The following is a 17,946-nucleotide window of genomic DNA, read 5'->3' as shown; positions in this document are numbered from 1 at the left end:
GCCGGCGCGCCGCGCCGACCTTCGGGCAGGTGTGGGGGTGTTGGATGCAGCTCACCGAAGCCCAGCGGCTCGACTGGCTGCGGCTGATCCGGACCGAGGGCGTCGGCCCCCGCACCTTCCGGAGGCTCGTGAACCGGTTCGGCGGCGCGGCCGCCGCCCTCGACGCCCTGCCGGAGCTCACCGGCCGCCAGGGACGGCGGATCGTACCGCTCGCCCGCGCTGAGGCCGAGGCCGAGATCGCGGCCCTGGCCCGCCTCGGCGGGCGGCTGATCGCCAGCGGCGAGGCGGAATACCCGCGTCTCCTCGCGCAGGTCGACGCGGCGCCGCCGCTCCTGGCCGTGCGCGGCGCCCCGATCCTCAACCGGCCCGCCGCCGCTCTCGTCGGCTCGCGGAATGCCTCGTCGGCGGGGCTCGCCTTCACCGAGCGGCTCGCCCGCGGCCTCGGCGAGGCCGGCCTGACAATCGTCTCCGGCCTCGCCCGCGGGATCGACGCGCGCGCTCACAGGGCGAGCCTGCGCACCGGCACGATCGCCGTCATGGCCGGCGGCCAGGACCGGATCTACCCTGCGAGCCACGGAAGCCTGGTCGAGGCCATCCTGGCGGAGGGCGGCGCGGTCCTCGCGGAGATGCCGATGGGCTGGGAGCCCCGGGGGCGGGACTTCCCGAGGCGCAACCGGATCATCTCGGGCCTGTCCTACGGGACGGTGGTGGTGGAGGCCGCCCGCCGCTCCGGCTCGCTGATCACGGCGCGCTACGCCCTGGAGCAGAACCGGGAGGTGTTCGCGGTGCCCGGCTCGCCCCTCGACCCGCGCGCCGAGGGCACCAACGACCTGATCCGCCAGGGCGCCACCCTGGTCTCCGAGATGGACCACGTTCTGGAGGTGCTGGGACCGATCATCGAGCGCGGCCCGGATGCCGAGGCGGCACCGGCGCGCGGGCGGCCGGACCTCGCCGAGCAGCCGGATTTCTGGGACGAGATCGCGCTCGACGCGGCTCTCGACCCGGGACCGGAGCGAGCCTACGGCGCGTCCGCCGACGATCCCGCGCGCGACGACCCGCCGCGCGAGGCGGTGGACGACCGGGCGCGGATCGTGGCCCTGCTCGGCCCGAGCCCGGTCGGCACCGACGAGCTGGCGCGGAGCGCCGGGGTCGGTGCCCGGACCGTGCAGAGCGTGCTGCTGGAACTGGAGCTCGACGGACGGATCGAGCGCCACGGCAGCGGCACCGTCTCGCTGGTCAGCCGCTGAGGGACCCGTCCTCGGGATCGTCGTCCGCGTCGGCGTCCGCGAGGTTGCGCATGACGTCGAGGCAGCCCTGGAGGATGTAGGCGGCGGCGAGCTTGTCGACGAGCGCGCCGCGCCGCGCCCGCGAGGCGTCGGCCTCGATCAGCGCGCGGGTGACCACGGCGGTGGAGAGTCGCTCGTCGAAGAAGACGTGGGGGAGGGGGAGGATCGGCGCGAGGTTGCGCATGAAGGCGCGGGTCGACTGCACCCGCGGCCCCTCGCTCCCGTCCATGTTGAGCGGCAGCCCGACGACGAGGCCGCCGACCGCGTGCTGCCGGCACAGGGCGGCGAGCCGCTGCGCGTCGGGAGTGAACTTCACCCGGCGGATCGTCTCGAGCGGCGTCGCGATCTGGCGGCCGAGATCCGACAGGGCGAGGCCGATCGTCTTGGTGCCGAGATCGATGCCGATCAGGCGGGCGCCGCCGCGGGACTCGGCCGCGAAGGCGCGGATCGCGTCGAAGTTCATGACTCCGCCCGCGCGGTGCGCGCGAGGGTGGCCTCGGTGACGCCCTCGAACCGGGCGGGGAGGGGCTCCGAGCCCGGTCCCAGGACCAGGGCCGCGGACGGCGCCGTGACCCGGGTGAAGAAGTCGTCGAGGCTCTCGCCGCCGAAGCGCACCGTCTCCAGGTCGGGCGCCAGAAGCCAGACGTCGTACTCCCCGTCGGTCCCGGCGACGTCCCAGAACAGGAAGCTGCCGTCCTCGCCCGCGCCGAAGAAGCAGGCGCGCTCGACGATGCCGGCGTCGCCGCCCTCGACGTCGAATCGGTGCGGCTCCGCCCCGTCCTCCAGCATGGCGACGGCGGCGCCGACGCTGTGGGCGATGAGGGCCGCCTGGCTCACCAGATCGCAGGCCTCGAACGGTGCCGGCACGGCGACGCGGAACTGCCCGCCCGCGAGGCCGACGCCGCAGGTCCGGCAGAAGTCGCGATAGGAGGCCGGCAGGGCGAAGCCCAGCGCCTCCGCCGCCCGATCGAGGGCCGCCGCGTCCGGCACGTAGCCCGGCGCGAGCTCCTCGAAGACCGTCTCCCACATCGCTCCCGCTCCACCGTCCACAGGCTTCGGCTCCTCCGCAGATCGCCCCCGGTGCGCGCGGAGCCGTTCGCGTCTAGGTAGGTTAATGTTCCGTTAAACCACGCTGTAGGGGTCCGCCTTGTCGACGAACGGCCAGCTCTCCTCTTCCGCTCCGTCCGGCCGCCGGCGGGCGATGCCGCGCAAGCACCGCTGGATGCTGCTCCTCGCCTTCGAGGTGCTGGTCGCTGGCTTCACCCAAGCCATGATCCAGCCGGTCCGGCAACCGGGAATCACGATCGAGATGTCGGTGACGCCCCACCACGTCGTGACCTGATCCAGTCCGTCAACCGGCCCGCCGCGCTCCGTCGCGCCGGTCCCGCGCCGCTGGACCGGCATACCGGCGGCGCGGCATAGCCCACCCGCGTTGCGGCGCGTCGAGGGCCGATGCTATAGCGCGACCGACTTCGGGAGAGCGCTCCCGGGCAGGGACGAACGGGACGGCATGTCGGTCGACGAGAAGACGGTTCGGCGCATCGCGCATCTGGCGCGGATCGCGGTCACCGACGACGAAGTCGGGCCCCTCCAGGGCGAGCTGAACGCCATCCTGGCTTTCGTCGAGCAGCTCGGCACGGTCGACGTCGCGGGCGTCGAGCCGATGACCTCGGTGACGCCGATGGCGATGAAGAAGCGCGAGGACGTCGTCACGGAGGGCGGCCGCGCCGCCGACGTCGTGGCCAACGCGCCCGAGACCGAGGACAATTACTTCCTGGTCCCGAAGGTGGTCGAGTAGGCCGAGGACGGCCCGGACCTTGCGGACCGGATTTCTGGCGGGCAGGCGCGCGGCGGCGCGCGCGGGGACGTGAACAGCGTGGATCCGAACGAACTCACCCTGGCCGAAGCGCGCGACGCCCTGAAGGCGAAGCGGATCTCGGCCCGCGAGCTGACCCAGGCGCATCTCGACGCCATGGCCAAGGCCCGCGTCCTGAACGCGTATATCCGGGAGACCCCGGACCGCGCCCTGGCGATGGCCGAGGCCTCCGATCAGAAGATCGCGTCCGGCGCGGCGCGGCCGCTCGAGGGCATCCCCCTCGGCATCAAGGACCTGTTCTGCACGCACGGCGTGACGACCACGGCAGGGTCCAAGATCCTCGAGACCTTCGAGCCGCACTACGAATCGGCGGTGTCGGCCAACCTGTGGCGCGACGGCGCCGTGATGCTCGGCAAGCTGAACCTCGACGAGTTCGCCATGGGCTCGTCCAACGAGACCAGCGCCTACGGCAACGTGGTCTCGCCCTGGCGGCGCGCGGGATCGGACGCGCCGATCGTGCCCGGCGGCTCCTCGGGCGGCTCCGCCGCGGCGGTTGCCGCGCGCCTCTGCCTCGGCGCCACCGCGACCGATACCGGCGGCTCCATCCGGCAGCCCGCCGCCTTCACCGGCACGGTCGGGATCAAGCCGACCTACGGGCGCTGCTCGCGCTGGGGCACGGTGGCCTTCGCCTCCTCCCTCGACCAGGCCGGCCCGATCGCCCGGACGGTGCGCGACTGCGCCATCCTCCTCGGCTCGATGGCGGGCGCCGACGCCCGGGACACGACCTGCGCCGACCTCGCGGTGCCGGACTTCGAGGCCGCCGTGTCGCGCGGCGTGAAGGGCCTCACCATCGGGATCCCGAGGGAGTACCGGGTCGACGGCATGCCCGCCGAGATCCAGAAGCTCTGGGACGAGGGCGCGGCGTGGCTCAAGGCCGCCGGCGCGACGATCCGGGAGATCTCGCTGCCGCACACCGCCTACGCGCTGCCGGCCTACTACATCGTGGCCCCGGCCGAAGCGTCCTCGAACCTCGCCCGCTACGACGGCGTCCGCTACGGCCTGCGCGTGCCCGGCAAGGACATCGCCGGGATGTACGAGAACACTCGCGCCGCCGGCTTCGGCCGCGAGGTGAAGCGCCGGATCATGATCGGCACCTACGTGCTCTCGGCCGGCTACTACGACGCCTACTACGTCCGCGCGCAGAAGATCCGCACGCTGATCAAGCGCGACTTCGAGGCCGCCTACGCGTCCGGGGTCGACGCGATCCTGACGCCGGCGACGCCGTCGGCCGCCTTCGGCATCGGCGAGAAGGCCTCGGCCGACCCGGTGGAGATGTACCTCAACGACGTGTTCACCGTGACGGTGAACATGGCCGGGCTGCCGGGCATCGCCGTGCCGGCGGGGCTCGACGGCCAGGGCCTGCCCCTGGGCCTGCAGCTCATCGGCCGGCCCTTCGACGAGGAGACGCTGTTCGCGGTCGCGCAGGTGATCGAGGACTCCGCCGGTCGCACCGTCCTACCCGAGCCGTGGTGGTCATGACCGTCCCGTACTATCCCTGGACGGTCTGGATCTGGGCCGCGTTCGATCCGGCGCTGATCGTGGTGGCGGTCTACCTCGGCTGGACCGCCAGCCAGTTCGGCAAGGTCTTCATCGCGGCGATCGCGGCGCTCGGCTTCTCGGTGCTGTTCTCCTACGCGGTGAGCGCGGCCGGCATACCGTGGCCGGCGCCGATCACCCGCGACGGCCCGACCTTCTTCCCGGTGCGGGCCGTGGCGGCCCTGCTCTGGGCAGTCCTGGGCTACGGCGCGCGGCAGGCGGTCAGACGCCGCGCTTGATCTTTTCGCGACGCGGCCCGTAAGTGGCCGCACGACATCGACGCCGACCCGCGCCCTCGTCCTGAGGTCCCCGCGTGCGCGGGCCGCGAAGGAGGCCTCCAGCCGGCCGCGCGATCCCTGGAGCCCGCCTTCGAGGCCGCCGCGCAGCACCTCGGGACGCGGGCGCGGGTGGGCGGATCCCGCCACGCTCCCTTCCCGGCCCGGACGACCATGAACGCACCCGTCGACCTCAAGAAGCTGATCAAGGGCGGCCTCCACGACTGGGAGGTGATCGTCGGCATGGAGATCCACGCCCAGGTGTCCAGCCGGGCGAAGCTGTTCTCCGGCGCCTCGACCGAGTTCGGGGCCGAGCCGAACGACCACGTGTCGCTGGTCGACGCCGCGATGCCCGGGATGCTGCCGGTGATCAACGCCGAGTGCGTCGCCCAGGCGGTGCGGACCGGCCTCGGCCTGAAGGCGAAGATCAACCTGCGCTCCGTGTTCGACCGGAAGAACTACTTCTACCCGGACCTGCCGCAGGGCTACCAGATCTCGCAGTACAAGGACCCGATCGTCGGCGAGGGCGAGGTCCTGGTGGATCTGGCCGACGGCGCCTCGATCACCGTGGGCATCGAGCGCCTGCACCTCGAGCAGGATGCCGGCAAGTCGCTGCACGACCAGGACCCGACCCGGAGCTTCGTCGATCTCAACCGGTCGGGCGTTGCGCTGATGGAGATCGTGTCCCGGCCCGACCTGCGCTCCTCCGAGGAGGCGAAGGCCTACGTCACCAAGCTGCGCACGATCCTGCGCTATCTCGGCACCTGCGACGGCGACATGGAGAAGGGCTCGCTCCGCGCCGACGTGAACGTCTCGGTGCGCCGCCCCGGCGAGCCGCTGGGCACACGCTGCGAGATCAAGAACGTCAACTCGATCCGCTTCATCGGGCAGGCGATCGAGACCGAGGCGCGGCGCCAGATCGCCATCCTCGAGGACGGCGGGAAGATCGACCAGGAGACGCGCCTGTTCGACCCGACCAAGGGCGAGACGCGCTCGATGCGCTCGAAGGAAGAGGCGCACGACTACCGCTACTTCCCCGATCCGGACCTGCTGCCGCTGGAATTCGACCAGGCCTACGTCGACGCGCTGGCCGAGGGGCTGCCCGAACTGCCGGACGCCAAGAAGGCGCGCTTCGTCTCGGCGTTCGGCCTCTCGCCCTACGATGCCGGCGTGCTGGTCGCCGAGCGCGCCTCCGCGGACTACTACGAGGCGGTGGCCAAGGGTCGGGACGGCAAGGCCGCCGCCAACTGGGTGATCAACGAGCTGTTCGGGCGCCTCAACAAGGAAGGCCTGTCCATCGACGCGACCCCGGTCTCGGCGGACCAGCTCGGCGCGATCATCGACCTGATCGGCGAGGGCGTCATCTCCGGCAAGATCGCCAAGGACCTGTTCGAGATCGTCTGGACCGAGGGCGGCGACCCGCGCGCCGTCGTCGAGAGCCGCGGCATGAAGCAGGTGACCGACACGGGCGCCATCGAGGCGGCGGTGGACCAGATCATCGCGGCCAATCCCGACAAGGTCGCACAGGCCAAGGAGAAGCCGACCCTGCTCGGCTGGTTCGTCGGCCAGACCATGAAGGCCACCGGCGGCAAGGCGAACCCCGCGGCGGTGAACGCGCTGCTCAAGGCGAAGCTCGGGATCGAGTGACCGCCTCGCGGTGAACGGCCATCCCGCGCGCGATCCGATCCTGAGGCGCCCCGCATCGGCGGGCCTCGGGGCGCGGCGCGGGATGAGTGGCCGCGGATCCGGGGTCGGCGACGATGCCGGCCGCCCTCAGCCCCGTCGGCGCCTCGGCCACGACGAGATCCCGCCGCGGCGCTGCCGGGCAGGTGAGGCATTCGCGTTCTTCAGAGAGAAACCGCGGCGGAACGGCTCGAAGTGGGGCCTTTCGCGCATTCGAAGGCGTGCCATGCGTGGCCGCTTCTGCGCCCCTGGAGCCGCGTCCGTCCGGCTGTCCGTGCTGCGCCGCTAGGTCTCGGGCCGAACTTGTCCCTGAACCGTCCAGGCGGCATTCCGCTGCGGTGGAGTCATCCCTGTCTCCTCCAGCTTCCCGCGACCGACACCGCTGCGAAACCCGATCGCGTCAAGGTTTCGTGCCGGTCCGTGCCGGCTTTCGCCAAGCACAGGGAGAGAGTGCGCCCGCGCTCCAGGTCGGTCAATAGCTATTTTCTCGGCAAAAGGCATTCTCGATCCACTTGGCTCCGCGAGCGCGCTGCAGCGCGTGCAGGCTCAACGACTTGGATCGATCCCGCGGCGCTGCGAAATATTGATTGGCGCGCAAACCACTTGCCGGCACCTCTATCGTTCTCGACGGGAAGTCGGATTCCGCGGTCGTCAGGCGACCGCGCAGCCGGTACAGCGCCGCGTCCGGCGACATCGCCCCGATCCGGATCGGTCGGATCCGCGACGAGCAGGTCCCCGATCGGTGCGAGGCTCCGCGCTTCGGCGCTGACGCACTTCAGTCGCGCGGTGACGGCCGCGTCGCCCGCCACCGGCGACGGGTTCGAGAACGCGAAGTCGAATACCGCGGCTTTCGGGGACGCGGCCGCGGCGGTGACCGCGGCCGGAAGCAGGCCGGGTCAGCGCCGTTCGGCTTCCCGGGCGGGACCGGCCGCCGGCGTAGTCAGGGCGGAGACGCGGTCGCGCAGGTCCATGAACCAGTTCGGCGCCGGGCCGCGGCCGCCGTTGACGAACACCGTCGCGGTCATGCCGGCGATGAGCGGGACGCCCGTCGGGACGTGGTCGATGCGGATGCGGACGGGTACCCGCTGGGCGAGGCGGACCCAGGTGTAGACCGGGTTGACGTCGGGTAGCCCCTGCGTGCTGGCGGCGGCGTTCGCCGTCGAGATTCCGAGCGTGATGCTGTGGACCGTGCCGGTCAGGTGCGGGTCGAAGCCCATCAGCTTCACGTCGGCGGGATCGCCGACGTGGATGTTGGGCATCTTGGTCTCCTCGAAATAGCCGTCGATCCAGAAGGAATCGGTGTCGACCACGTTGATGTTCGCCGTGCCGGTCCGCGCGTAGTCGCCGACCCGCATGAGCAGGTTGGTCACCCGGCCGTTGACGGTCGACCTCACCTGGGTGCGCTCGAGATTCACCTTCGCCTGGCGCAGCTGCGCCTGCGCGCTCTCCAGCGTCGCCTCGGCGATCTTCGCCGCCCCGGCGAATTGCTGCTTCTCCTCGATCGAGGTCGACACGGTCGAGAGCGCCTGCCGGCGGGCCGACTGGGCGTTCTTCACCTGCAGGTCGGCCTCGCGGTTCTTCACCTCGGCGTCCGCCGAGGTGACCGCGACCTCGAAGTCGACCGGGTCGATCACGTAGAGGACGTCGCCCTTGCGGACATTCTGGTTGTCCTGGACCCGGACCTCGACGATCTGCCCGGCGACCTGCGGGGCGATGTTGGCGACCTGCACGCGGACCGTGCCGTCGCGCGTCCAGGGCGCCGCCACGTAGAACTCCCACACGAACGCCGCCGCCAGGGCTGCCACGAGGAGTATCAAGCCGGTGGCCGCGAGGCGGAACACCTTCGCGGCGCGGCCCCGGCGCGGCACGGCGGGCAGCGGGTCGCTCCGCCCGGGCGCAGTGTCGCGGGCGGCGGTCTTCGGATCATCCTCGTCGGCGGTCGTGTCGGGCATCAGATGAACGCGATCAGGAGGGCGAGGACACAGACGTAGAGGCCGGCCTCGGCGAGCGGGGCGTTGGCGACGTAGCGGCTGAAGCGGATGCGGGCGAAGACGAGTCGCAGGACGACCAGGATCACGAAGGCCGCCAGCGCATAGGCGACGAAGGCCGTGACGAGCACCCCGCCGACATGGATGTCCTCGTGCATGGTGACCCCGGGAGAAGCGGTCGTCAGAATAGCGCGATGTCGAGGCGATTCAGGAATCGCCGGTGACGGGTGATGGTGCGCGACGCGGTGACGAGGTCGCTGGCGGCGCGGGCCGTGGTCAGCCGCACCGCCCGATCCTCGCCGGACGCGGCGCGGATCAGGTCGCGCGCCGCGGTCTCGAGCCCGCGATCGTCGCCCGCGGCGAGGGCGTCCCGGGCGCGCGGGATCGCGCCGCGCAGGGCAGCGACCGACCAGAGGCGGCGCAGCTCGGCGTGGGCCCGGGCAGCGGCGGCCTCCAGGCGGGCGAGCGCGAAGGCGTGGTGCAGGTTCGCCCGCCGCACCGCGCCGCTCCCCGAGCTGTAAGTCGCGAACTGGAACAGCCGGTCGGCGTTCAGGCTGGTGCGGGTGGTGGCGTCGCCGCCCTGGCCGACGAGGGCGTCGGCGAGCGCCTGCCGGGCCGAGTCGAGGGCGAAGACCCGCTGCTGGGCCGGCGTGATCGGCAGGATGAGGCGGACGACGATCGACAGGATCACGGCCGCCACGACCACCAGGAACGCGTTCAGGAGAAACGTGAGGGCGTCGTAGGTCTGCGGGTTCGAGGGCCCCAGCAGCACGGGGAAGAACACGATCAGGATGAAGCCGATCCCGAAAGTCTTCGGGTTCAGGGACAGGAAGCAGCCCAGGAAGATCACCGGCGCCATCACGATCGCCAGCATCGGGAAGCCCTGGACGCCGTTGAGGAGCGCGAACCGGGCGATGCCCGCCAGGGTGGCGGCCAGCGTCATGCCGATGACGACGCCGTTGGCGAACTTCTTCGGGTCCGGCGTGACCGACGACAGCGCCGCGGTCGCGGCCACCTGCACCAGCGCGAAGGAGGCCTGCGGCAGGCCGAGCGCCACGAAGGTGGCGGCGGTCACCGCGAAGCTCAGGGCCACCCGCAGGGCGCCGCGGAGGGCCACCGGGAAGTCCCGGTGGGTCGGCAGCGTGGCGTCGCGCAGGGGCGGGTGGCCGTCGGCGAGGGCGCGGATGCCGTCCTGCGCGAAGGTCGCGGCGCAGACGAAGTCGAGGGCGCGCTGGAGGACCACGACCTCGTCGAGGGGACGGGTCCCGTCGCGGATGGCGGCGTCGACGAGGTCGCGCAGGCGCTCGTCGTCGCGGTCGAGGGCGTCGGGATCGGGCGCGTCCGCGACCCGCCGGCAGATCGCCACCGCCTCCGCGACGGCCGGGCTCGGGTCGCGCAGGGAGGTCGCCGCGGCCCCGAGGCTGCGAATCGCGGCCGCCATCACGTAGAGCGCGGCGATGCAGCTGCGCGCGCCGGCCGCGCGGTACCGGCCGTCGTCCAGCTCGCCCGCGATGGCGCTGGCATCGGCCCGCATCGGCGCGATGGTGCGGATCAGCGCGGCGGTGCGCACGGCGCCGAGGTCGCCCGCCGCCAGCGTCTCGCGGGCGTAGCCGCGCGTGTCGTCCCAGGCCTTGCGCAGTTGCGGCAGCAGCGCCCGCCACGTGCTCGGCGAGGCGAGGGCGTCGTTGATGAAGGTGATCACGACGATGCCGAGCACGATCACGGCGACGCGGGACACGGCGGCGTCGAAGGTGCCCTGCGGATCGTCGATCTGGCCGAGCGCGACGATCGCCACTGTGTAGCCGGACAGCATCGCGCCGTAGGCCCGCGTGTCCTGCAGGAACTGGGCGACGAAGACGCACAGGCCGAGCCAGGCGGTGAAGCTGAGGAGCAGCAGCACCCGGTCCTGGCCGAACAGGGCCATGAAGACGAGCGCCACCGCGGCACCGATCAGCGTGCCGAGCAGGCGGTAGACCGCCTTCGAGATCGCCTGCCCGCGCTTGGGCTGAGCGAGGATCGCCACGCAGGTGGCGGCGGACGAGGCGCTGTCGAGCTGGAGCCAGAAGGCGGCGGCCAGCGCCAGCATCATCGCGATCCAGATCCGCAGCGCGAAGGCCCAGGCGGCCGGCTTGGGCACCCAGGCATCGAGGAACGCCAGGGCGCGGTCGACGAACGGTTCGGCGCGGGGATCCGCGGCGATGGAAACGGGGGCCTCAGCCATGCCGGACCCGGCGCGCCGCGCTGTCCACCGCCCGTCCGGGCGGAGCAGGGTCCGTCATCGCCTCGTGCCTCCTGCCGATCCGCCGCGGATGTCTGAACGAACGGAACGCCCCGCGGTTCTAGCCGGTCAGGCCTTGTCGCCACCTTTCAGGCGCTTGTTGCACTTGCTCCAGAACTGCGGCCATTTCGGCCCCTGCGCGGCCTTCTGCGCGTCGGTGAGGGCGCGCCACTCGGCGCCGCAGGTCTTCTGCCGCTCGCGGGTGGCGGACTGGCCCGGGCTCGGGGTCCTGGCGGCTGGCGCTGCCGGTGCCTCGGCGGCGGGCGGCGCCTTCGCGGGTGCCTCCCGAACAGGCGACTCCTTGGCGGGCGCGTCCTTGGCGGAAGCCGGACAGGCGGCGAGCAGCGGCGCGGACAGGATCGCGATCCTGGCGAGACGATCGATCATCGGAAGTTCCCCCTCGGGCGTCGTTCCGGCGCCCGAGCCGCAATCTCGCCGCTCGCTCGTGCGCCCGGCAAGACCGCTCGGCCGGCCGCCGCAAGCTCCGGCGCAGCTTCACCGAACCGTCGGGCTCGCCGGCCGCTGCCCTTGAGCGCGGCCGGGAAATCGTCTTCACTGCCGGGGTTGTACGGAAACGGCGGAGGACCACCGCGCCGCCGACGATCGGGTCCAGGAGCAGGCAGAGCATGGCAGCGGTGTCCGGGCGGCCGATCGACGTCCACACATGGAGTACGCCGAACGGCTGGAAGATCCCGATCATGCTGGAGGAGTGCGGACTCCCCTACCGCATCGTTCCCGTGGACATCGCCAAGAACGAGCAGTTCGCGCCCGATTTCCTGGCGATCTCGCCCAACAACAAGATTCCCGCCATCGTCGACCCGGACGGGCCCGGGGGACAGCCGATCTCGGTCTTCGAATCCGGGGCAATCCTGCAGTATCTCGGTCGGAAGTCCGGGCAGTTCTACCCGACCGACGAGCGCGCCCGCGTGCAGGTCGACGAGTGGCTGTTCTGGCAGGTGGCGGGGTTCGGGCCGATGCTCGGGCAGACGCACCACTTCAAGATCTACGCGCCCGAGAAGGTGCCGTACGCGATCGAGCGGTTCACCGCGGAGGCCAAGCGGCTCTACGGCGTGCTGGAGCGCCGCCTCGAGGGCCGCCCCTTCCTGGCCGACGACTACTCCATCGCCGATATCGCGACGTTCACCTGGGCCAAGCTCAACTTCAAGCAGGGTGTCGACATCAACACCCTGCCGAACGTGGCCCGATGGCTCGAGAGCATCCTGGCGAGGCCGGCGGTGCAGCGCGGCCTCGCGGCGATCTGACGCCGCTCAGTTCTTGTTGGCGGCCTGCTGGTTCACGTCCGGCACGCGGGTCCAGGTCTGCGACCCGCACAGGATCTTGAGCATGCAGCCCGAGACGTTGAGCTCGGCCTCGCTCTCGCGCTCCAGGCTGACCGTGTAGATCTTGCCTTCCTCGATATTGTAGAGTTCGCCGGTGAACTTCGCGTCGTCCGGCTTCAGACCTTCGATCAGCTGGAGACCGATCACCGGGCGGGCGCGCTTCTTCGGATCGGGATTCTTGAGATCGGTGCGCGGGGCGCCGTTGTCGAAGGTCGGCGTCTTGAGCCAGACGACCTTGCCGCAGACCAGCTTCTGGCCGGCGCCGCAGCGGTCGATCCGGATCTTGGCGCGGCCGTCGCCGGTGAGCCACGTGCCGGACGGATCCTTGGCGGTGTCGGCGGCGGCGGCGGAGAGGCCGGCGAGAAGCAGGCTGGCGCCGAGAGCGAGTCGCATGGTTCGTCTCCGGGTTAGGGGCGTCCGCGGACGCCCGGGGGGTGGACGAAGTCGGTTGGTGCGCGACTGAGCCGCCGCAATCGGGCGATTTTTCGGCGGTGTTGCGGCGGAGCCACGGCCGCGCTTGCCCCGCCGGGTCGCGCCGGGCCGCTTGAGGCACCGGGGGGCGCCCGCTATAAGCCCGGCGCCGAAGCGAAATTCTCGCTGCCCCGGCGTGCCCGGATCGCCGGCGCGCCGCAGACCTTTTCCACAGACAGACCGGACGCACCATGGCCACCGAGCGCACCTTCTCGATCCTGAAGCCCGACGCGACGCGGCGGAACCTGACCGGCGCGGTCAACGCCGTCATCGAGGAGGCCGGCCTCCGCATCGTCGGCCAGCGCCGCATCCGCATGACCAAGGAGCAGGCCGAGAAGTTCTACGAGGTGCACAAGGAGCGCCCGTTCTTCGGCGAGCTCGTGACCTTCATGACGTCCGGCCCGGTGGTGGTTCAGGTCCTCGAGGGCGAGAACGCCGTCGCCAAGTACCGCGAGGTCATGGGCGCGACGAACCCGGCCCAGGCCGCCGAGGGCACGATCCGCAAGAAGTTCGCCGAGTCCGTCGGCGAGAACACCGTCCACGGTTCGGACAGCGCCGAGAACGCCAAGCTCGAGATCGCGCAGTTCTTCAAGGATTCCGACATCGCCGCCTGAGGCGCGGTGCGGTGGCGGGTTGGGCACACCGACCCGCCATTCGCGTGCCCCATACCCGGCGGCGCGGGGAATGACGCGCTGTGTGACCGGGTCGTCCTTGACGGGACGGAGCCCGGGAGCGTCCAACGGCCGAGCTTAGCCAACCTCAGCCCCCGGACGATTCCGACCATGACGATGCGCCGCCTGCCCCTGCTGATCGCGACCGGCCTGATCGCCCTCGGCGCGACCGCCGCCCTCGCGGGCGGATCCTCGGCCCCGTTCCAGCAGTACGAGCCCGATCCGGCCCTCAAGACCGCCAGCAAGACCAATCTCGAAGGCCGCGTGCGCCACGCCTGCACCGTCGTCCAGGCCCGCATGACCAGCGCCCCCGAGGCGTCCCTGGAGCGCCCCTGCGGCTGCTACGCCCGGCAGACCCTGCGCAGCCTCGATGCCTCCGAGATCGAGGCCTACCGGACCACCGGCTACTTCAACGACACCGCCCGCGCCAAGGCGCTCTCGGCCCTGGACAGCTGCAAGCTGCAGCGCCCGGTCTGAGCGCCCCGAGTCCCGAGGGCTCCCGGGTCCGCGCGCGGAGGGCGGCAACCCGGGGAGCGTCACAGCGGCGGGCGGGTCGGCCGAATGGCCTCGCCCCGCCCGCCGGGACGGGGTTGACCGTATTGCCGCCTGCTAGAGGCTGAGCAGCGCGCCGTCCGGCGCCGCGTCGGCGATCACCACGCGGTCGCCCTCAAGGCGGGCGCGGCCGCCCGCCACCAGGGCGAGCACCGCCGGGTAGAGGCGCCGCTCCTGCACGATCACCCGGTCGGCGAGGCTGTCGGGGTCGTCGTCCTGGCGGACCGGGATCGCGGCCTGGGCGACGATCGGTCCGGCATCGAGCTCCGGCACGACGAAATGGACCGTGCAGCCGTGCAGGCGCACGCCGGCGTCCAGCGCTTGCCGGTGCGTGTGGGTGCCCTTGAACAGCGGCAGGAGCGACGGGTGGATGTTGAGCATCCGGCCGGCCCAGGACGCCACGAAGTCCGTCGTCAGGATCCGCATGAAGCCGGCGAGGCAGACGAGGTCGATCTCGGCCGCGCGCAGCGCCGCGTCGAGGGCGGCGTCGAAGCCGGCGCGGTCGGCGAAGGCCCGGTGATCGATGGCCTGCGTCGGGATGCCCGCCTCGGCCGCCCGGGCCAGGCCGGCGGCCTCCGGGCGGTTCGACAGGACCAGCACGATCTCGGCCGGGAAGGCGGGATCCTTCGCGGCCTCCAGGAGCGCCACCATGTTCGAGCCGCGCCCCGAGATCAGGACCGCGACGCGGGTCTTGCGGCCGGCCGCCATCAGAGGGCGAGGCGGCCGGTGAAGGTCACCGGCTCGGGGCCGCGCGCCGTGATCCGCCCGAGGCGGACCGGGGTCTCGCCGGCCCGGGTCAGGGCCTCGTCGACGTCGTCGACGGCGTCGGCGGCGGCGATCACCACCATGCCGATCCCGCAGTTGAAGGTGCGCAGCATCTCGGCCTCGGCGACGCCGCCCTCGCGGGCGAGCCAGCCGAAGACCGGCGGCGGGGTGACGGCGTCGAGGTCGACGGCGATGCCGACATCGTCGGGCAGGACCCGCGGCAGGTTGTCGGGGAAGCCGCCCCCGGTGATGTGGGCCAGCGCCCGGATCCCGCCGGTGGCGCCCAGAGCCGCGAGCAGCGGCTTCACGTAGATCCGGGTCGGCTCCAGCAGCGCCTCGCCGAGGCTGCGGCCCGGGGCGAACGGGGCCGGCGCGTCCCAGCCGAGGCCGGTCTTCGCGACGATCCGGCGAACCAGCGAGAAGCCGTTGGAATGGACCCCGGAGGAGGGCAGGCCGAGCACGACGTCGCCGGGCCGGATGCCGGGCCGGGGCAGCAGCGCGCCGCGCTCGGCGGCGCCGACCGAGAAGCCCGCGAGGTCGTAGTCGAACTCGTCGTAGAGGCCGGGCATCTCGGCGGTCTCGCCGCCGATCAGCGCGCAGCCCGCCTGCCGGCAGCCCTCGGCGATGCCGCGCACGATGTCGGCGCCGACGCCCGGGACCAGCTTGCCGGTGGCGTAGTAGTCGAGGAAGAACAGCGGCTCGGCGCCCTGGACGATGATGTCGTTCACGCACATCGCCACGAGGTCGATGCCGATCGTGTCGTGGCGGCCGGTCTCGATGGCGATCTTGACCTTGGTGCCGACGCCGTCATTGGCAGCGACCAGGATCGGGTCGCGGAAGCCCGCGGCCTTCAGGTCGAACAGGCCGCCGAACCCGCCGATCTCGGCATCGGCGCCCGGGCGCCGGGTCGAGCGCACCAGCGGCTTGATCGTCTCGACCATGGCGTTGCCGGCATCGATATCGACGCCCGCCGCCGCGTAGGTCAGCCCCGTCTTCGGCTCGTTGCCGTCCTTGGCCGTCATGCCCGCGCCACCTCGCTGAATACTGGCCCCGCTCTAGCGGCTTCCCGCGCGCGGCGCGAGTCGTGCCGGCGGCGCCTTGATCGGCGCGCCCCGCATACCCACTCTGCCCGCTGGCGTGGTGTGCTGCGGGGGGAGCGTCATCGTGCGCGCACGGGCTGTGATCGGGCTGGCCGCTGTCGTCGCCCTGGGATTGATCGTCTACCTCCTCCGGGAGGTGATGCTGCCGTTCGTGGCCGGCATCACGCTGGCCTACCTGCTCGATCCCCTGGCCGACCGGCTGGAGCGGCTCGGTCTCGGGCGGCTGGCGGCGAGCCTGCTGATCCTGGCGCTGTTCGTCGTCGTCCTCGTCGTGACGCTGCTGATCCTGATCCCGCTCACGGCCAACCAAGTCGTGGCGCTCGTCAACGCGCTGCCCGGGATGGTGTCGCGGCTCCAGGCGATCATCGCCGAGCGGTCCGGCACCCTGCTCGAGCGCGTCGGCGGCGCGAACGTCCTCAACGAGCTGCAATCCTCGGTGGGTACGCTGGCCACCCAGGCCGGGACGTGGCTCCTGGCCTTCCTGAAATCGCTCTGGTCGGGCAGCCAGGCGCTGATCTCGATCGCCTCGCTGCTCGTCGTGACGCCGGTCGTCGCCTTCTACATCCTCGTCGACTGGGACCGGATGGTCGCCGCCATCGACGGCTGGGTGCCGCCCCGGCACCGGGCGACGGTGCGCGAGCTGGCGCGCCAGATCGACGGGGCGGTCACCGGATACGTCCGCGGCCAGACGCTGGTCTGCCTCATCCTGGGCAGCTTCTACGCGGTCGGCCTCTGGCTGGTCGGCCTCAACTTCGGCGTGCTGATCGGGCTGATCGCGGGGTTCCTGACCTTCATCCCCTACGTCGGTACGCTCACCGGCTTCCTGCTCTCCGTGGGCGTCGCGCTCGTCCAGTTCTGGCCCTCCGGAGACTGGCTGCATCTCGGCCTGACCGTCGGCGTGTTCCTCGTCGGCCAGTTCCTGGAGGGGAACGTCATCTCGCCGAAGCTCGTCGGCGATTCCACCGGGCTGCATCCGGTCTGGCTGATGTTCGCCCTGCTCGCTTTCGGGACGCTGTTCGGCTTCGTCGGGCTGCTGCTCGCGGTCCCGATCGCGGCCTCGATCGGCGTGCTGGTCCGCTTCGCCCTGGCCCGCTACCTGGAGAGCCGGCTCTATCACGCCGGGCAGCCGATCCTGATCGAGCACGGCGGCACGGACGCTTCGGCCTTGACCTCCGCGGGCGCGGGATGATCCTGAGCGGCACATGCGCGAGAACGCCCCACCCCGGCAGCTGGCCTTCGACCTGCCGCTCGATCCCCGCTACGGGCGCGAGGATTTCCTCGTCGGGCCGGCCAACGAGGCTGCCTACGCGCTGATCGAGGCGTGGCCGGACTGGCCCGACAGCGTCCTGGTCCTCACCGGCCCCCCGGGCAGCGGCAAGAGCCACCTCGCGGCGATCTGGGCCGAGCGCGCCCATGCCTGGACCCTGCCGGCCGCGGAGCTGGGTGCCGACGCCGTCCAGCACCTCGTGTCCAACGGGGCGCTAATCGTGGAGGACATCGACCGGGCGGAGCGGCTCGACGAGGCGGCGCTGTTCCACCTGCTCAACCGCGCCCGCGAACGGCGCTGCCCGGTCCTGCTGACCAGCGCCGCGGGCCTCGACGCCCTCGACCTCGCGACGCCGGACTTGCGCTCGCGGCTCCGCCTCGCCCCCGGCATCGCCATCGAGGCGCCGGACGACGCCCTGCTGCGCGCCGTCCTGGTCAAGCTGTTCGTGGACCGGCAGCTGGTCGTCGATCTCGGCGTGATCGATGCGCTGGCCCTGCGAATCGACCGATCGCTGGGCCGCGCCCGCGACGTCGTTGCCGAGCTCGACCGCGACGCCCTCGGCCGCGGGCGGCGGATCAGCCGGCCGCTCGCGCTGGCCGTCCTGCGGCGGATGGGTCTGGAAGACGAGTCCGACCCGGCCGGCTGAGCGCGGAATGCGGCGGGCGTCACGAAACTGTCGTGAAGGCCGCCGGTCGAGGGTGATACACGCTCCGCCGCCGCGAGGAGCAGAGACAGGGATCCGGGATGGAATCGACGCAGAAGCCCATGGACCGCGACGCCGCCGACGAGGCCGCCGAGCCCCGGCGGCGCGCGGCGGCCAACCCGGCGACGCGGCGCGCGCCCGCGGCCCGGCGCGCG

Annotated in this window: 21 protein-coding genes; 11 read left to right on the top strand and 10 right to left on the bottom strand. The window is 72.0% G+C overall.

The genetic code is table 11. The annotated features are described in order from the left end of the window. Window positions 1–44 precede the first annotated feature (44 nt). Window positions 45–1,247 carry a DNA-processing protein DprA gene (gene dprA / locus ACLBXO_RS24560; RefSeq protein WP_447687002.1) on the top strand — a complete coding sequence of 401 codons (1,203 nt, stop codon included), beginning with the start codon at window positions 45–47 and terminating at the stop codon, window positions 1,245–1,247. Here dprA and ruvX read toward each other — a convergent pair. Both ruvX and ACLBXO_RS24550 read right to left on the bottom strand, forming a co-directional pair. Beyond that, a complete protein-coding gene (gene ruvX, locus ACLBXO_RS24555) occupies window positions 1,237–1,749 on the bottom strand; it encodes a Holliday junction resolvase RuvX (protein WP_331315688.1) in 513 nt (170 codons plus the stop codon). The two genes, dprA and ruvX, sit on opposite strands and share 11 nt — an antisense overlap. After that, a complete protein-coding gene (locus ACLBXO_RS24550; RefSeq protein WP_447687001.1) occupies window positions 1,746–2,315 on the bottom strand; it encodes an SMI1/KNR4 family protein in 570 nt (189 codons plus the stop codon). The genes ruvX and ACLBXO_RS24550 overlap by 4 nt, the downstream gene beginning before the upstream one ends. Window positions 2,316–2,487: 172 nt before the next feature. Here ACLBXO_RS24550 and ACLBXO_RS24545 point away from each other — a divergent pair, with 172 nt between their 5' ends. The 5 genes from ACLBXO_RS24545 to gatB all read left to right on the top strand — a co-directional run bounded on the left by ACLBXO_RS24545 (window position 2,488) and on the right by gatB (window position 6,620). After that, window positions 2,488–2,628: a hypothetical protein gene (locus tag ACLBXO_RS24545; protein ID WP_012317484.1), complete on the top strand. Its 141-nt coding sequence runs from the start codon at window positions 2,488–2,490 to the stop codon at window positions 2,626–2,628. A gap of 168 nt (window positions 2,629–2,796) precedes the next feature. After that, window positions 2,797–3,084, top strand: coding sequence for an Asp-tRNA(Asn)/Glu-tRNA(Gln) amidotransferase subunit GatC (gatC, locus tag ACLBXO_RS24540; RefSeq protein WP_012317485.1), 288 nt, complete (start codon window positions 2,797–2,799; stop codon window positions 3,082–3,084). Window positions 3,085–3,162: 78 nt separating this feature from the next. Next, complete coding sequence (gatA, locus tag ACLBXO_RS24535; protein ID WP_447687000.1) at window positions 3,163–4,641, top strand: Asp-tRNA(Asn)/Glu-tRNA(Gln) amidotransferase subunit GatA; 1,479 nt, start codon at window positions 3,163–3,165, stop codon at window positions 4,639–4,641. Continuing rightward, a complete protein-coding gene (locus ACLBXO_RS24530) occupies window positions 4,638–4,937 on the top strand; it encodes a hypothetical protein (protein WP_331315683.1) in 300 nt (99 codons plus the stop codon). Before gatA ends, ACLBXO_RS24530 begins: the two co-directional genes overlap by 4 nt. Window positions 4,938–5,147: 210 nt before the next feature. After that, on the top strand, window positions 5,148–6,620 hold the full coding sequence (gene gatB, locus ACLBXO_RS24525) for an Asp-tRNA(Asn)/Glu-tRNA(Gln) amidotransferase subunit GatB (protein WP_447686999.1): 1,473 nt from the start codon (window positions 5,148–5,150) through the stop codon (window positions 6,618–6,620). Window positions 6,621–7,128: 508 nt separating this feature from the next. On the opposite strand, the gene ACLBXO_RS24520 is transcribed toward gatB, so the two are convergent. The 5 genes from ACLBXO_RS24520 to ACLBXO_RS24500 form a co-directional block, all read right to left on the bottom strand. Next, window positions 7,129–7,350 (bottom strand): hypothetical protein, encoded by a 222-nt coding sequence (locus tag ACLBXO_RS24520; protein WP_331315681.1) that lies wholly within the window; start codon window positions 7,348–7,350, stop codon window positions 7,129–7,131. Between the two features lie 202 nt (window positions 7,351–7,552). Further along, window positions 7,553–8,608, bottom strand: coding sequence for an efflux RND transporter periplasmic adaptor subunit (locus ACLBXO_RS24515; RefSeq protein WP_447686998.1), 1,056 nt, complete (start codon window positions 8,606–8,608; stop codon window positions 7,553–7,555). After that, on the bottom strand, window positions 8,608–8,802 hold the full coding sequence (locus ACLBXO_RS24510) for a DUF1656 domain-containing protein (protein WP_020091795.1): 195 nt from the start codon (window positions 8,800–8,802) through the stop codon (window positions 8,608–8,610). The genes ACLBXO_RS24515 and ACLBXO_RS24510 overlap by 1 nt, the downstream gene beginning before the upstream one ends. A gap of 23 nt (window positions 8,803–8,825) precedes the next feature. Further along, entirely contained in the window at window positions 8,826–10,865 is a 2,040-nt protein-coding gene (locus tag ACLBXO_RS24505) for an FUSC family protein (protein WP_447686997.1), read from the bottom strand. A gap of 126 nt (window positions 10,866–10,991) precedes the next feature. Then, on the bottom strand, window positions 10,992–11,309 hold the full coding sequence (locus ACLBXO_RS24500) for a hypothetical protein (RefSeq protein ID WP_447686996.1): 318 nt from the start codon (window positions 11,307–11,309) through the stop codon (window positions 10,992–10,994). A gap of 239 nt (window positions 11,310–11,548) precedes the next feature. Between ACLBXO_RS24500 and ACLBXO_RS24495 the strand changes: the two genes are divergently transcribed. Then, window positions 11,549–12,184 (top strand): glutathione S-transferase N-terminal domain-containing protein, encoded by a 636-nt coding sequence (locus ACLBXO_RS24495; protein ID WP_447686995.1) that lies wholly within the window; start codon window positions 11,549–11,551, stop codon window positions 12,182–12,184. 6 nt (window positions 12,185–12,190) lie between these two features. Here the strand turns inward: ACLBXO_RS24495 and ACLBXO_RS24490 are convergent, their stop codons facing one another. Next, window positions 12,191–12,655, bottom strand: a complete 465-nt coding sequence (locus ACLBXO_RS24490; RefSeq protein WP_331315676.1) for a DUF2147 domain-containing protein — start codon at window positions 12,653–12,655, stop codon at window positions 12,191–12,193. A gap of 269 nt (window positions 12,656–12,924) precedes the next feature. Between ACLBXO_RS24490 and ndk the strand changes: the two genes are divergently transcribed. Together ndk and ACLBXO_RS24480 are read left to right on the top strand one after the other, a co-directional pair. Beyond that, window positions 12,925–13,347 (top strand): nucleoside-diphosphate kinase, encoded by a 423-nt coding sequence (gene ndk / locus ACLBXO_RS24485; RefSeq protein ID WP_012317495.1) that lies wholly within the window; start codon window positions 12,925–12,927, stop codon window positions 13,345–13,347. Between the two features lie 168 nt (window positions 13,348–13,515). Beyond that, the gene (locus ACLBXO_RS24480) at window positions 13,516–13,881 is read left to right on the top strand and encodes a hypothetical protein (RefSeq protein WP_331315675.1); all 366 of its coding nucleotides are present in this window, start codon (window positions 13,516–13,518) and stop codon (window positions 13,879–13,881) included. A 132-nt stretch (window positions 13,882–14,013) separates the two neighbouring features. Here the strand turns inward: ACLBXO_RS24480 and purN are convergent, their stop codons facing one another. Together purN and purM are read right to left on the bottom strand one after the other, a co-directional pair. Then, the gene (purN, locus tag ACLBXO_RS24475; protein ID WP_447686994.1) at window positions 14,014–14,664 is read right to left on the bottom strand and encodes a phosphoribosylglycinamide formyltransferase; all 651 of its coding nucleotides are present in this window, start codon (window positions 14,662–14,664) and stop codon (window positions 14,014–14,016) included. Further along, on the bottom strand, window positions 14,664–15,743 hold the full coding sequence (gene purM, locus ACLBXO_RS24470; RefSeq protein WP_447686993.1) for a phosphoribosylformylglycinamidine cyclo-ligase: 1,080 nt from the start codon (window positions 15,741–15,743) through the stop codon (window positions 14,664–14,666). Before purM ends, purN begins: the two co-directional genes overlap by 1 nt. A gap of 142 nt (window positions 15,744–15,885) precedes the next feature. Here purM and ACLBXO_RS24465 point away from each other — a divergent pair, with 142 nt between their 5' ends. Beyond that, a complete protein-coding gene (locus ACLBXO_RS24465; RefSeq protein ID WP_331315672.1) occupies window positions 15,886–17,010 on the top strand; it encodes an AI-2E family transporter in 1,125 nt (374 codons plus the stop codon). A 13-nt stretch (window positions 17,011–17,023) separates the two neighbouring features. Next, window positions 17,024–17,734, top strand: a complete 711-nt coding sequence (locus ACLBXO_RS24460) for a hypothetical protein (protein ID WP_447686992.1) — start codon at window positions 17,024–17,026, stop codon at window positions 17,732–17,734. Window positions 17,735–17,946: the final 212 nt, after the last annotated feature.

This window comes from Methylobacterium sp. C33D (assembly GCF_053345825.1).
Note: the sequence above shows the minus strand (reverse complement) of the source record. Positions and strands in the feature narration are given on the sequence as shown.